Genomic DNA, 13612 nt, shown 5'->3' with positions numbered 1-13612 from the left:
TGAAGATATAAAGAAAAAGGCGAGTATCACTCGCCTTGTTGTTTTTTTATTTCAAGTGTTTTACTAAAGTTTGGACGATTTTAGGGCTACCTGCCACTATTTCACCTTTGTGCATTGGGTCATTCCCCCCTGCAAAATCGGTTACTAATCCACCTGATTCACGAACCAATAACTCCCCAGCAGCGATATCCCAAGGTTTAATGCCACGCTCCCAGTACCCGTCATAACGACCTGCAGCAACATAGGCTAAGTCTAGCGCGGCAGAGCCTGAACGGCGAATGTCACCTGCTTGCATAAATATCTTATTAAAGCTTTGTTGGTACTCTGGTAGTGTGTCTTTTGCTTTGAATGGGAAGGCAGTGGCTAGAATTGTTTGACTTAACTCTTTAGCTTTACTTGCTCTAATACGAAAACCGTTTAATTGTGCACCCGCACCTTTGCTGGCAGTAAACAGTTCACCACGAAGAGGATCAAAAACTACCGCTTGATCAAGTCTACCTTTATGCATAAGAGCAATAGATACTGCAAAATGAGGGATACCTTTAATAAAATTGGTAGTGCCATCTAATGGATCAATAATCCATTTAAAGTCGTTGTCACCTTCAACTACCCCTCCTTCTTCACCCACAAAGCTGTGCTCAGGGTAAGATTGCTTAATTTTATGAATAATTGCTTGTTCGGCTTCTTTATCAATACGAGTAACATAATCGTTATCGCCTTTTGCTTCTGTCATCAAATCAGTTTGATTTTCAAACCCTTTAACAATAATGTTGCCCGCCGTCCGCGCAGCACGGATCGCTATATTCAGCATAGGATGCATAGTTAACCACCAATTTTAAAAGAACAGTAAGTAGACAGCTGTTGTATAAAAATATAAACAGTTGCACAAAAAATCGCCGCGCAGTTTACCAGAGTGATAAGCGTTTTACTAGCCAGATTGTAACTGATATTCGGGTATATTGATTGTAAAACCTTGAGATTGGACTTGTTAGATTCAGATGATTATGGCGGTTAAATATGGCTTACTTACTGGTTTAATTTGTTGGTTATAAACCTAAAGTCTAATGGAATGGTTTATTTTATCGCTTAATATTATGATAAGTATTATTAGAATTTAAAAAGTTTTGGAGTTATGGTTCGCATTAGGGAAATTTTTAATCCAAGTAACTATATGATCAGACCCAAATCTGTTGTGAATGCATGTGTGTTTACAGTGTTAACTTTCAGCTCCTTTATTACCACAGCAGATACCGTGGTTGAGCTCGAGAAACGTATACAACAACTTGAAATCTTAGTTGATAAACTCTCGTCTGAGAGTGCAGCAGTATCAGACTCCGATGGTATGCAAGAAAATGATGAGCCTGACGATGAGGTTATTACTCGCTCAATTAGTGACTTGACCTTAGAGCTAGAAGAGCAGCATTATTTGATCGAGGAGTTAATTAAAAAAGACGAAAACCGAATGCAGGTCTCAGGCTATGCTGATGTTGAGTATAAAGGGTCAGATAGTCCTGGAGTCAGTGAAGAGTTTAGAATGCATCATTTGTCGCTGTTCTTTACAAAGAAATTTGATAATAAATTTAAGTTCTTTTCTGAAATTGAATATGAAGATGCTCCTAAGTTTGATGGCATAAATGATGGCTCGGGAGAGTTGGAAGAAGCGTCAGGTACGATTTTTGTTGAAGCTGTAAATTTTGATTGGAATTACAGTCAACTGATAAACTTAAGAGCAGGGCGATTTTTTTCTCCTGCTGGAATTTGGTCAGAAGATCACTACCCCCCCTTTGTTGCTACCCAAGAGCGACCCATGCATATATTTCGTATTTTTCCGCAGTTTGTTGATGGAGTTTCAGGTTTTGGGCGCCAGTATTTAACTGATTTAATTAGTGTCGATTACAATGTATTTATAGGAAACGGTGAATCATCTATTTCAGGTAAGAAAGACCTTAATAGTAACAAGGCCACTGGTTTCAGGGGGCGAATACAATTGCCTTTATGGGATGAGTTTAATCTTGGATTCACCCTTTATAATGACAATGAAGACAGCGCTAATGGGAATGCTGACAAGTTTGCATATGGATACCACTTGGAAGCTCGCTATCATAATATTTCTGTTCAAGGTGAATATGCCCTTGCTAATCTTGAGTTCTCCGATGACGCTCTTGATTATGATAGAGAGGGGTTTTACGCTCAGTTTAAGTATCACTTGAACGACTGGGATCTCGGTTATCGCTACGATTACTATGATGCGAACAACCTTGGTACAAATACAGTAAAAAGAAACTCAATTTTTGTAAACTTTCATCTTAATGAAGCAATTACGCTTAAAGGGGAATATCACAGAAACCAATATCAAAACTCTTCAGTTGATGACGTAGGTTTTTATACCTTTTCAATCTCCACGTATTTGGGGAACTAGACTATGAGAAAGCTTAAATCACTTACATTTATCATGTTTTTTTGCTTTTTTTCTGAAAAGGCTTTTTCAGAGACTGTATACGTAGTCGTTAACGAAAAAAATACCGACATAATAAGTCCTGAAATGGTTAAGTTGATCTACTTAGATAAAAACTCTGTTTGGTCTGACGGTACTGAAATTTTAGTGTTCGAGTTGCCAGTGAAATCTGAAGCTAGAGAAAAATTTTGCCAAGAAGTGTTGAATATGTCACCTATATCGAGTCAAAGATATTGGTCTAATCGTTTTGTGAACAATACCATTCAAAATGAAGTGAAAATTAAACCTCATCGTTTAGTAACAAGGTTTGTGAGTGCTAAAGAATCTGCGATTGGATACATTCCGGAGTCAGAAATTGATAATATGCAAGGTGTTAGAATCGTAATGACAATAAATTAAATATTATGTCCTTGGGATTATTAAAAAAATCTATAGCCACTAAATTAATTTTATATGTTGGAAGTGCAATAACCATAGTGTTGTTACTTCAGGCATACATAAATATTAATAGATTTGAACAGTTAGTTACTCCACTAATTGTCCGTGATTTGGATAACGCTTTAGCTCGTAGCCAAATGGTGTTTGAGAGTTTGTCAGAACAAATTATCGAAGATGCTCAAGTTATTACTTCTCATAATGCACTGAGTAATTACATAGATTACGAACTACTTGATGACACCAAGGGAATGAATGAGGAGCTAGTGACCTTAGAACAATTTTTAATTTCTTTAAATGCATCTAAAAGCCATTACCTCAATATTGAAATTTTTACTAAGCGCCGCTCAATAATAAGAATTAACAACGGTGAGGTAGCTGAGTCTACCTATAGTGTTACCCCAAGGTTTATTTTCATTGATAAAGCAAAATTTGATTCCTACTACACAACAAGCGTAAATCAAAAAGTTCTTTATACCCTCAAATATAAATTTTCAATGTCTGGCACTTTTGCAGAAGAGGAAGTGGTAGGAGCTATTTATATTGTGCGAGATGCTAGCTCAGTATTGCAAGAATTAGTTGAAGAATTGCAAGGCTTGAATATGCAACTTACGGTAATGGCGGGTGCTGTGTTAATTGCAGGGGAACCTATAGATAGAAACTGGTTAAGTAGAGACCTTCATGACCCAGATTCGAATTTGACCATATCAGTAGGTATTAGCGAAGAAAACGCGTTGTTGTTTGTTCATGAAATGCAACGAAGTATTATCGTTTTAGCGATATCTCTTATTTTAGTATTAGGCATCTCTCAATTCTTCACTATTACACAGGTCATAGCTAAACCTCTCAAGAACCTAATTGACTTTATGGATAAGCAAGCACTTGGCAAAGTGCCAGCTTCGATTCGATATCAAACTAGGCGTACTGATGAGATTGGACTTTTTGCTCAAGGTCTAAATAATATGCTTGAGCAAATACACACTAGGCAAACTGCTCTGTCTGCAAGCGAAGAGAGGCTGACTTTAGCTATGTGGGGCAGCGGAGAAGGGATGTGGGAGTTTTCTGTTAGCGACTCAACGATACTTTTAGTGGAAGAGAGCTGTGAAATTTTATCTATAGAAACGAGTCCAATTAAGTTTTCTTTAGCCGAGTTTATTTCTAAAATTCATGAAGATGATAGAGCCAATGTAAATACCTATTTTAAGGATTTTAAGATGGAGGCCTCTGACTTATTTGAAGTCGAGTTTAGAGTCTTTGTAAATGACAATCTAAAATGGTTAAAAATGAAAGGTAGAGTCACCAAGCAGGATGACCAGTTAAGCAATGATAATTTGATTGTTGGCACTTTAATGGATATCAGCGATCAAAGAGAAGCTGAGAAAGAAATTAGACTTTATGCAAAAGCATTTGACAGCAGTGCGAGTGCAATCGTGATATTAGACAAAACATTAGTGGTGCTTGCTGTTAATGAAGCTTTTAAAGAAACAACCGGTTCTAGTCTGAGTGATGTGGTAGGGCGTATTCCAGATTTTATCATTAATCACTCACATTCTTCTTTTGATATTAAAGAGTTTACCCATGAAATACAAAACAATGGGAAATGGCAAAATGAATTAATCGGAATGAAGAAAAATGGAGAGCGCTTTATTAAAGATATAAGCATTAACGCTATCCTAGATACTAATGGTGCTCCCACTCACTATGTGTGCGCATTTAACGATATTACCCATAAGAAAAAATCAGAAAAAGATCTCTGGACTATGGCTAACCACGACATTTTAACGGGGCTACCGAATCGTGGTTATTTCCGAAAAAGTCTAGACTCTGCAATTGTTAAAGCAAAAAATGAAGGCGAATCTTTAGCGTTGTTTTTTATCGATTTGGATAGATTTAAGCAAGTGAATGACACCTTAGGGCATGAATCAGGTGATCAATTATTGAGGAAAGTCGGTGCAACACTTGTGAAGTTAGCACGAAAGACAGATTACGCAGCTCGCCTTGGAGGCGATGAATTCGCTATTATTATTGAAAACGTAGCAAATAAAGTGAACGTAGAAAGAATTGCAATGGATTTAGTTAAGCAATTTGACAAAGGGTTAATAGTAAATGACAAAGACTCAGGAGTAGGGGTAAGTATAGGTATAAGCCTCTATCCTGAAAATGCCAAAACTGCTGATGAATTAGTGCACTACGCAGACACTGCTATGTATTTCTCAAAGACGACTGGGAGTAATTTGTTTCATTTCTTTGAACCAAGTATGAGCGACCATGTTAATCGACGGAATTTAGTTGAAAAAGAATTAAGAGAAGCCTTAAAAGAAGACAAATTGTCTCTTTATTTTCAACCTCAAATTAATATCACAACAGGGGCAGTCGTGTCTTTTGAAGCACTTTCAAGGTGGTTTCATCCAACATTGGGAACAATATCTCCTGATGAATTTATTCCTATAGCTGAAGATGCTGGTCTAATTGTTGACTTAGGGAAACAAGTACTGAAAAAAGCCTGCCAACAGGTAAAGCAGTGGCATCAGCACGGTTTTAGTACCATTAAAATTGCCATTAACGTCTCCATTAAACAATTTATGTTATCGGATGTTACTTATGATCTTTCTAACATTCTAAATCAAGTAGACCTCAATGCTCGTTATGTTGAGTTAGAGCTTACTGAGAGCCTTTTTGTCGATGAAGCTGAAACTGTGATTAATACTTTGAAGAAGTTAAAACAATTAGGTGTTAGTTTATCAATTGATGACTTTGGTACAGGTTATTCTTCTCTGAGTTATCTAAATAAATTTCCTCTAGACGTTCTAAAAATTGATAAAAGTTTCGTAAATCAATTGAGTTCAGACAAGACAGGCATGGCTATAACCCAGGCCATAGTGGCTATCGCACATGCATTAGATTTAGAGATAGTCGCTGAAGGCGTAGAGACTGAAGAACAATTGTCTATATTAGATAAAATGGGCTGTCATTATGTCCAAGGCTATTTATATGGACCTCCCATTTCTGCTGAAGAGTCATTTGATTTTCTAGAACATAGTAACCTCTTTGAACAACCTTAAATCTCCTCTGTGATTGATGAAGCTTTGCCTGTTAATAGTTAAATCTTAACTTAGGTGTTTGACAATTATTTTTATTCATTGAACTTGGCATTTCAGTTAGCTTATTTTAATTTTTCTCATGCTTTGAGCTAAGGGTTGCTTATGCTATTATCCGCGCCCAGAAAATTGCCAGCTCAGGAAGTGTGTCTCCGTCATGTTAGAAAATATTCGCGTTGTTCTAGTTAATACTTCTCATACCGGTAACATAGGCTCTGCTGCTAGAGCTATGAAAACTATGGGGTTAAGTCAGTTAGTTTTGGTTGACCCAGTATCTCCTCCTGATGGGAAGTCGAGTGCATTAGCCGCAGGGGCGGGTGATGTATTGGCAAATGCTCGGATAGTCGATACATTGGAAGAAGCTGTTACTGACTGCGGGTTAGTTGTTGGAACAAGTGCCCGCTCACGAACATTGTCTTGGCCCATGCTTGAGCCTAGAGGTTGTGGTGAAAAGTTAATCTCTGAAGTACCCAAGTATCCTGTTGCTTTGGTGTTTGGACGTGAAAATAATGGATTGAGTAACGAAGAACTACAGCTATGTCATTTTCATGTTTGTATCCCTGCAAACCCTGATTATAGCTCTTTGAATCTAGCGGCTGCGGTACAGACATTATGTTACGAAGTACGTATGGCGTACTTGAATCTTACTAGAAGCCAGCATCCCGAAAACCACCCAGAGAACACTGAGTATCCATTATCTGAAGATCTAGAGGGTTTTTATAGTCATTTGGAACAAACCCTTATTAAAACGAATTTCATCATTGCTAAACATCCCGGTATGGTGATGACCAAATTACGCAGGATGTTCAATCGTGCCCGTCCCGAGTCACAAGAACTCAACATTTTACGAGGCATATTAGCGTCAATTGGTAAAACCACTTCAAACAAAGAATAACTATGTTTAACAGAATGAAAGAAGACGTGCAGAGCGTTTTTCATCGCGACCCTGCTGCCCGCACAACCTTTGAAGTGTTGACTAATTACCCAGGATTACATGCTATCTGGCTGCATCGTTTGGGCCATAGGCTTTGGAAAGCAAATTGGAAGTGGTTGGCGCGCTCTGTTTCTACTTTTTCTCGTTGGTTGACCGGGATTGAAATTCATCCAGGTGCCACCTTGGGACGCCGATTTTTTATAGACCATGGTATGGGGGTAGTGATAGGTGAAACAGCTGAAATTGGAAATGATGTTACCCTATATCATGGTGTCACTTTGGGCGGAACCAGCTGGAATGCGGGGAAACGTCACCCAACGTTAGAAGATAATGTAGTGGTAGGTGCCGGTGCAAAAGTGTTAGGGCCAATTACTATGCACAAAGGGGCAAAAGTGGGTTCTAATTCTGTAGTGGTGCGTGACGTGCCTGAAAACGCGACAGTGATAGGCATACCTGGCAGAGTCGTCGTTTCTCAGAAAAAACCTACTCCACCTAATCAAGGTGAAAGAGAAAAAATTGCGCAAAAATACGGATTTGATGCTTATGCTGTTGCCACCGATAACCCTGATCCTGTTGCTCACGCCATTGGCGTGATGGTCGATCATGTGCATCTAATAGACACTAAGGTAGAAGAAATGTGTAAAGCCATTAACAAAATGGGTGGAGATGTGTGCGGAAAATCACTACCAAGTCTAGAATTAGATAATTTTTCTGACGACGAAATGGCAAAAGATATTAAAAAAGCATGTGATGCTTTCGACCCGCAAATTTAACCTAGCGATGTGAACCTTAATACTTGAGTAAAACACTAGGTTAAATACTTGACTAAAATAGTAGGGTATGTGAAGATCTGATACATCATAGATATTAGGTTTATAAGTATGAAATTGACTTCAAAAGGGCGTTACGCGGTAACCGCGATGTTGGATGTATCATTGCATTCTCAACGTGGTCCTGTGTCTTTAGCAGAAATCTCAGAGCGCCAAGAAATTTCATTGTCATACCTAGAGCAGCTTTTTTCTCGTCTTCGTAGAGAAGAACTAGTTGAAAGTGTACGTGGCCCTGGCGGTGGTTATAAGTTAGGTCGTAATGCTAGCGATATATCTATTGGCGAAGTGATCAGTGCGGTAAATGAATCCGTAGATGCTACTAAGTGCCAAGGTCAGGGAGGATGCCAAGGCGGTGAACGTTGTTTAACTCACAATTTGTGGGAAGGATTAAGCGACCGTATCAGTGTATTTTTAAACGGTATTACTCTAGGCGAATTAATGGAGCAACATGAAGTGAAACAAGTTGCGCAGCGCCAAGACAAAAATAAACATCTTAATAATATAGCGTCAAACGACATTACTATCAGTTTGCAGCTTTAAGCGGAGTAAAAAATGAGCGAATTAAAGCTTCCAATCTACTTGGATTATTCTTCAACTACACCGGTAGACCCTCGTGTTGCCGCTAAAATGGCTGAGTGTTTGACTACAGAAGGTGTGTTTGGTAACCCTGCTTCTCGTTCTCATAAATTTGGTTGGGTAGCAGAAGAAGCGGTAGATATTGGCCGTAATCAAATCGCAGATTTAGTGAATGCAGACCCTAGAGAGATTGTATTTACCTCGGGTGCTACTGAGTCAAATAACCTCGGTATCAAAGGCGCTGCTAATTTTTATGGTAAAAAAGGTAAGCATCTAATTACTGTAAAAACTGAGCATAAGGCGGTACTAGATACTATGCGTCAGTTAGAGCGTGAAGGGTTTGAAGTCACCTATTTAGATCCAGAGCCAAATGGTTTACTTGATTTGGATAAACTAGTTGCTGCTATTCGTCCAGACACTATTTTAGTCAGTGTGATGCATGTAAATAACGAGATTGGTGTGATTCAAGACATTACTGCAATTGGCGAAATATGCCGCGAGCGTAAGGTTTTGTTCCACGTTGACGCCGCACAAAGCACAGGTAAAGTCCCAATCGATTTACAGACAATGAAAGTTGATTTGATGTCATTTTCTGCCCACAAAACTTATGGTCCTAAAGGGATAGGTGCTTTGTACGTACGTCGTAAACCTCGTATTCGTTTAGAAGCGCAAATGCATGGCGGCGGTCATGAGCGTGGTATGCGTTCTGGAACGATGGCAACTCACCAAATTGTTGGTATGGGTGAAGCATTCAGAATTGCAAAAGAAGAAATGGGCGCTGAAAACGAACGCTTACTCATGCTACGTAATAAATTATGGAACGGCATTAAAGATATGGAAGCCGTTTACCTAAACGGTGATATGGAACACCGTATTGCGGGTAATCTAAATGTAAGCTTTGCTTACGTTGAAGGTGAGTCATTAATTATGGCTCTTAAAGACATGGCTGTATCATCTGGTTCAGCTTGTACCTCTGCTAGTCTTGAGCCATCTTATGTACTACGTGCTCTTGGGTTAAACGATGAGTTAGCGCATAGCTCGATCCGTTTTACTATGGGACGTTTTACAACAGAAGCTGAAATTGATTACGTTATTGGTGTTATTCGTAATGCTATAGATAAGCTTCGCGAAATGTCGCCGTTGTGGGATATGTATAAAGAAGGTATTGATTTAGATTCTGTTGAGTGGGCTCACCACTAAGTTAACGTGTTTTAAAATTAATGTGTTGTTGGGCTGAAATTTAGCAGCACATAAACAAAGGTAAAGATAATGGCTTACAGCGAAAAAGTAATTGATCACTACGAAAACCCTCGTAACGTAGGTGGGTTTGATAAGAACGATCCTAAAATTGCAACGGGCATGGTGGGTGCACCGGCTTGCGGTGACGTAATGAAGTTACAATTAAAAATTGATGATAACGGCATTATAGAAGACGCAAAATTCAAAACTTATGGTTGTGGATCAGCTATCGCATCTAGCTCTTTGGTAACTGAGTGGGTTAAGGGTAAGTCTATCGATGAAGCAGTAGAAATTAAAAATACTGATATCGCAGAAGAACTTGCTTTACCACCTGTAAAAATTCACTGCTCAATTTTAGCCGAAGATGCTATTAAAGCAGCAGTTGAAGATTATAAAAGTCGCCAAAACTAAGATAAAAATTTTTAAGTAATAGGAGTAGCCAGTGGCAATTACCGTATCCGATAGCGCAGCACAACGTGCTAAAACATTTCTCGAAAATAGAGGGAAAGGTTTAGGGTTGCGTCTTGGTGTAAAGACAACTGGCTGTTCTGGTTTAGCTTATGTTCTTGAGTTTGTTGATGATTTAAATTCAGATGATCAACTCTTTGAAGACAATGGTGTAAAAATTATCGTCGACGGCAAAAGCTTAGTGTACTTAGATGGTACCCATTTAGATTTCGCTAAAGATGGTTTGAACGAGGGCTTTGAGTTTACTAATCCTAACGCTAACGGCGAGTGTGGTTGTGGCGAAAGCTTTAACGTTTAGCCCTTAGTCTTGTTATTTTTCTGCAATTCAAAAACAGTAAGCCTAATAAAATCAGATGAACTACTTCGAGCTTTTTAATATCTCTGTTTCTTTTGATGTAGATTTTTCTGCATTATCTCAAACCTATCAGCAACTCCAGCGTCTGACTCATCCAGATAGGTTTGCTAGTGGAAGTGAGCAAGATAAACTCGTCGCTATTCAAAAAAATGCACAAGTTAACGATGCGTATAGCACTTTAAAATCACCTTTACCTAGAGCTGAGCACATACTTTCATTAAGAGGTATTGATTTGCAGCATGAGCAGCAAACCATTAAAGATACCGCTTTTTTGATGCAGCAAATGGAATGGCGAGAAGCGTTAGCTGAGTTAGACGATAATAGCGACCCTTTGGACGTGTTAGAGTCTCTTGAAGATGAAATTACACAAAACGTAAAAAGCGATTTAGGCAAACTACAAAGTTTGTTAGCAAGTGAGCAAGAAGAAGCAGCGCTACAGGCCGCTGATGTTATCCGTAAGCTAAAATTTTTATATAAAATGTTAGCGGAAATTGAGATCAAAGAAGAAGCCTTAAACGACTTCTAAATTCATTTATTTAAATCAAAAGAATCGAATCATGGCATTACTGCAAATAGCTGAACCCGGTCAAAGCGCCGCTCCTCATCAACGTAAATTAGCGGTTGGAATTGATTTAGGCACAACTAATTCATTAGTGGCTTCTGTTAGAAGTGGTGAAGCACTAACGCTGCCAGATGAGCAGGGCAACCACTTGTTGCCGTCAGTAGTGCGGTATTTACAGCAAAGTGTTGAAGTGGGTAATGCAGCTAAATCACAGGCTAGCATTGATCCAAGTAATACTATTGTGTCTGTGAAGCGTTTTTTAGGCCGTTCAGTGGCTGATATTAATAAGTCTTATCCACACCTACCTTATCAATTTACTGATTCCGACTCCCCTGTAATGACAGTGGCATCTGGTGATGTTAACCCTGTTCAAGTGTCTGCAGAAATATTGTCGGTACTTAAAAGTAGAGCTGAAAAAACTTTAGGTGATGAGTTGCAAGGCGCAGTTGTTACTGTTCCAGCCTATTTCGATGACGCTCAGCGTCAAGGCACCAAAGATGCTGCCACACTTGCAGGATTAAATGTCTTAAGGCTGTTAAATGAGCCTACAGCTGCTGCAATCGCCTACGGTTTAGACTCAGGGCAAGAAGGTGTTATAGCCGTTTATGATTTAGGTGGTGGAACCTTTGATATTTCTATATTGCGATTAAGTAAAGGTGTATTTGAAGTATTAGCCACAGGTGGAGATTCTGCCCTAGGTGGTGACGACTTTGATGCTGTTTTGGTTGAGTTCATTCGAGAGCAAACAGGTTTGCAAGGCGGGTTATCAAAAGAGCTACATAGAAGGTTGCTTGATAAAGCAAAGCAAGCAAAAGAGTTACTATCTAAAGAAGCCCAAGTCACTATTGAGTTTACCGATGATACTGATAAAGGTCATGAGATAATCATTACCCTAGATAGCTTTGAAAACCTTATCGCTCCTTTAATTAAAAATACGTTACGAGCCTGTCGCCGAGCTTTAAAAGATGCCGAGCTTGAGAAAGAGCAAGTGCTTGAAGTCGTTATGGTGGGTGGGTCAACTCGTGTACCAGCCGTTTGCCAAAAAGTAGGGGAGTTTTTTGAGCGGACTCCATTAACATCTATTAATCCTGATAAAGTTGTAGCTGTGGGTGCAGCCATACAAGCAGACATTTTGGTTGGCAATAAGCCTGATAGTGACATGTTACTTTTGGATGTGTTGCCATTATCTCTAGGGATAGAAACTATGGGTGGCTTAACTGAGAAAGTGATTAGTAGAAACACCACCATTCCCGTAGCAAAAGCTCAAGAGTTTACCACGTTTAAAGATGGTCAAACGGCAATGATGATCCATGTAGTACAGGGTGAGCGAGAACTTGTTAGTGATTGTAGATCGCTGGCTAAATTTACGTTAAAAGGTATTCCTCCCATGGCTGCAGGCGCAGCGCATATCCGCGTGACTTTTCAAGTTGATGCTGATGGATTGTTGAACGTGACAGCCATGGAAAAATCTAGTGGTGTTAAGGCTGATATTCAAGTTAAGCCATCTTATGGATTAGATGATACTGAAATAGCAAATATGCTTAAGGCATCAATGGAGCATGCCCAAGATGACATGCAAGCTAGAATGTTAAAAGAGCAGCAAGTTGAAGCTGCAAGAGTATACGAAACCTTAAGGGCAGCATTACATGCTGACGGTGCAGCGTTACTCAATACCAGTGAAAAACAAGTCATAGAGCAAGGCCTAGCAGAGTTACAAGCATTGGCCGAAGGTTCCGATAAAGACGCTATTAAGGCCGGTATTGAACATGTTGATAAATTGAGTCAAGTTTTTGCTGAACGCAGAATGGACCAATCGATTAAAAATGCATTTTCCGGTCAGTCAGTCGACCAAATATAATTTAATTTACAGAATGTTAGGAAGCAAGTTATGCCACAAGTAATCTTTTTACCACACGATGAGTTGTGCCCAGATGGCGCAGTATTAGAAGGCGAGAAAGGCACTTCTGTTTTAGATTTGGCCCTAAAAAACGGTATTGGTATAGAGCATGCGTGCGAAAAAGTATGTGCTTGTACTACTTGTCACGTGGTGATCCGTGAAGGCTTTGATTCTTTAGAAGAAGGTGATGAGCTAGAAGAAGACATGCTTGATAAAGCCTGGGGGTTAGAGCCTGAATCTAGATTAGGGTGCCAAGCTATAATTAAAGACGAAGATTTAGTCGTTGAAATCCCTAAATATACAGTGAATCAGGTGAGTGAAGGTCACTAAGGCTTTTAATCTTTTAAAAACTTGTATTAAATACAACCAGCATTTTGCTGGTTTTTTTATGAGTAATTCAAATTAAACTGTTTTTATATACAGTTGTTATGTTAAGCTTACTTCATTGATTGCACAGGAGATAAAAGTTATGGCCGTTATTACACGTTATGTAGTAGAACACAAAGGGGTGGAGAAGTTTGTGAGCACAGATAAAAAAGCAGCTGATCAATACGACAAGATGTTAGACGTTGCCGATAACTTAAGTGAGTACATTGAAGGCAAAGGCTTCAAAATTGAGGCCAAGGTATTAGAAGAATTATCTATTATGTTATCAAAAAATAAAGACTCTCTAGGCAAGCTGTTAAAAGGCACTGCTGCAGATACATTGTTGACTGAAGAAAAAGCTGAAGTGGTAGAGATTGATAAAAAGAAAGCCTAGTTG

At 39.1% G+C, this 13612-nt stretch carries 14 protein-coding genes; 13 read left to right on the top strand and 1 reads right to left on the bottom strand.

Annotated elements, in window-relative coordinates; genetic code table 11:
• Window positions 1-46: 46 nt before the first annotated feature.
• Window positions 47-820: an inositol-1-monophosphatase gene (gene suhB / locus ABJE44_RS17815; RefSeq protein WP_348111230.1), complete on the bottom strand. Its 774-nt coding sequence runs from the start codon at window positions 818-820 to the stop codon at window positions 47-49.
• Between the two features lie 351 nt (window positions 821-1171).
• Between suhB and ABJE44_RS17810 the strand changes: the two genes are divergently transcribed.
• The 13 genes from ABJE44_RS17810 (at window position 1172) to ABJE44_RS17750 (ending at window position 13609) form a co-directional block, all read left to right on the top strand.
• Complete coding sequence (locus ABJE44_RS17810) at window positions 1172-2419, top strand: hypothetical protein (protein ID WP_348111229.1); 1248 nt, start codon at window positions 1172-1174, stop codon at window positions 2417-2419.
• Between the two features lie 3 nt (window positions 2420-2422).
• Window positions 2423-2854, top strand: a complete 432-nt coding sequence (locus ABJE44_RS17805) for a hypothetical protein (protein ID WP_348111228.1) — start codon at window positions 2423-2425, stop codon at window positions 2852-2854.
• An 11-nt stretch (window positions 2855-2865) separates the two neighbouring features.
• On the top strand, window positions 2866-5952 hold the full coding sequence (locus tag ABJE44_RS17800; protein ID WP_348111227.1) for an EAL domain-containing protein: 3087 nt from the start codon (window positions 2866-2868) through the stop codon (window positions 5950-5952).
• 193 nt (window positions 5953-6145) lie between these two features.
• The gene (gene trmJ / locus ABJE44_RS17795; protein ID WP_348111226.1) at window positions 6146-6883 is read left to right on the top strand and encodes a tRNA (cytosine(32)/uridine(32)-2'-O)-methyltransferase TrmJ; all 738 of its coding nucleotides are present in this window, start codon (window positions 6146-6148) and stop codon (window positions 6881-6883) included.
• A gap of 2 nt (window positions 6884-6885) precedes the next feature.
• Window positions 6886-7695, top strand: a complete 810-nt coding sequence (gene cysE / locus ABJE44_RS17790; RefSeq protein ID WP_348111225.1) for a serine O-acetyltransferase — start codon at window positions 6886-6888, stop codon at window positions 7693-7695.
• 108 nt (window positions 7696-7803) lie between these two features.
• On the top strand, window positions 7804-8292 hold the full coding sequence (gene iscR, locus ABJE44_RS17785; protein ID WP_348111224.1) for a Fe-S cluster assembly transcriptional regulator IscR: 489 nt from the start codon (window positions 7804-7806) through the stop codon (window positions 8290-8292).
• Between the two features lie 12 nt (window positions 8293-8304).
• Window positions 8305-9528: an IscS subfamily cysteine desulfurase gene (locus tag ABJE44_RS17780; protein WP_348111223.1), complete on the top strand. Its 1224-nt coding sequence runs from the start codon at window positions 8305-8307 to the stop codon at window positions 9526-9528.
• Between the two features lie 69 nt (window positions 9529-9597).
• A complete protein-coding gene (iscU, locus tag ABJE44_RS17775; RefSeq protein WP_133470593.1) occupies window positions 9598-9978 on the top strand; it encodes a Fe-S cluster assembly scaffold IscU in 381 nt (126 codons plus the stop codon).
• Between the two features lie 31 nt (window positions 9979-10009).
• The gene (gene iscA / locus ABJE44_RS17770) at window positions 10010-10333 is read left to right on the top strand and encodes an iron-sulfur cluster assembly protein IscA (protein ID WP_133470594.1); all 324 of its coding nucleotides are present in this window, start codon (window positions 10010-10012) and stop codon (window positions 10331-10333) included.
• A gap of 55 nt (window positions 10334-10388) precedes the next feature.
• Window positions 10389-10916 carry a co-chaperone HscB gene (gene hscB / locus ABJE44_RS17765; RefSeq protein WP_348111222.1) on the top strand — a complete coding sequence of 176 codons (528 nt, stop codon included), beginning with the start codon at window positions 10389-10391 and terminating at the stop codon, window positions 10914-10916.
• Between the two features lie 31 nt (window positions 10917-10947).
• A complete protein-coding gene (gene hscA, locus ABJE44_RS17760; protein WP_348111220.1) occupies window positions 10948-12810 on the top strand; it encodes a Fe-S protein assembly chaperone HscA in 1863 nt (620 codons plus the stop codon).
• A gap of 30 nt (window positions 12811-12840) precedes the next feature.
• On the top strand, window positions 12841-13179 hold the full coding sequence (fdx, locus tag ABJE44_RS17755; RefSeq protein ID WP_348111218.1) for an ISC system 2Fe-2S type ferredoxin: 339 nt from the start codon (window positions 12841-12843) through the stop codon (window positions 13177-13179).
• A 139-nt stretch (window positions 13180-13318) separates the two neighbouring features.
• Window positions 13319-13609: a YebG family protein gene (locus tag ABJE44_RS17750; protein ID WP_348111217.1), complete on the top strand. Its 291-nt coding sequence runs from the start codon at window positions 13319-13321 to the stop codon at window positions 13607-13609.
• Window positions 13610-13612: the final 3 nt, after the last annotated feature.

Source organism: Paraglaciecola sp., from assembly GCF_039942875.1.
GTDB lineage: Bacteria > Pseudomonadota > Gammaproteobacteria > Enterobacterales > Alteromonadaceae > Paraglaciecola.
Note: the sequence above shows the minus strand (reverse complement) of the source record. Positions and strands in the feature narration are given on the sequence as shown.

Coding starts and splice junctions, on each gene's coding strand:
- suhB (WP_348111230.1), bottom strand. CDS start 820: ATGCATCCTATGCTGAATATAGCGATCCGTGCTGCGCGGACGGCGGGC.
- ABJE44_RS17810 (WP_348111229.1), top strand. CDS start 1,172: ATGATCAGACCCAAATCTGTTGTGAATGCATGTGTGTTTACAGTGTTA.
- ABJE44_RS17805 (WP_348111228.1), top strand. CDS start 2,423: ATGAGAAAGCTTAAATCACTTACATTTATCATGTTTTTTTGCTTTTTT.
- trmJ (WP_348111226.1), top strand. CDS start 6,146: ATGTTAGAAAATATTCGCGTTGTTCTAGTTAATACTTCTCATACCGGT.
- cysE (WP_348111225.1), top strand. CDS start 6,886: ATGTTTAACAGAATGAAAGAAGACGTGCAGAGCGTTTTTCATCGCGAC.
- iscR (WP_348111224.1), top strand. CDS start 7,804: ATGAAATTGACTTCAAAAGGGCGTTACGCGGTAACCGCGATGTTGGAT.
- ABJE44_RS17780 (WP_348111223.1), top strand. CDS start 8,305: ATGAGCGAATTAAAGCTTCCAATCTACTTGGATTATTCTTCAACTACA.
- iscU (WP_133470593.1), top strand. CDS start 9,598: ATGGCTTACAGCGAAAAAGTAATTGATCACTACGAAAACCCTCGTAAC.
- hscB (WP_348111222.1), top strand. CDS start 10,389: ATGAACTACTTCGAGCTTTTTAATATCTCTGTTTCTTTTGATGTAGAT.
- hscA (WP_348111220.1), top strand. CDS start 10,948: ATGGCATTACTGCAAATAGCTGAACCCGGTCAAAGCGCCGCTCCTCAT.
- fdx (WP_348111218.1), top strand. CDS start 12,841: ATGCCACAAGTAATCTTTTTACCACACGATGAGTTGTGCCCAGATGGC.
- ABJE44_RS17750 (WP_348111217.1), top strand. CDS start 13,319: ATGGCCGTTATTACACGTTATGTAGTAGAACACAAAGGGGTGGAGAAG.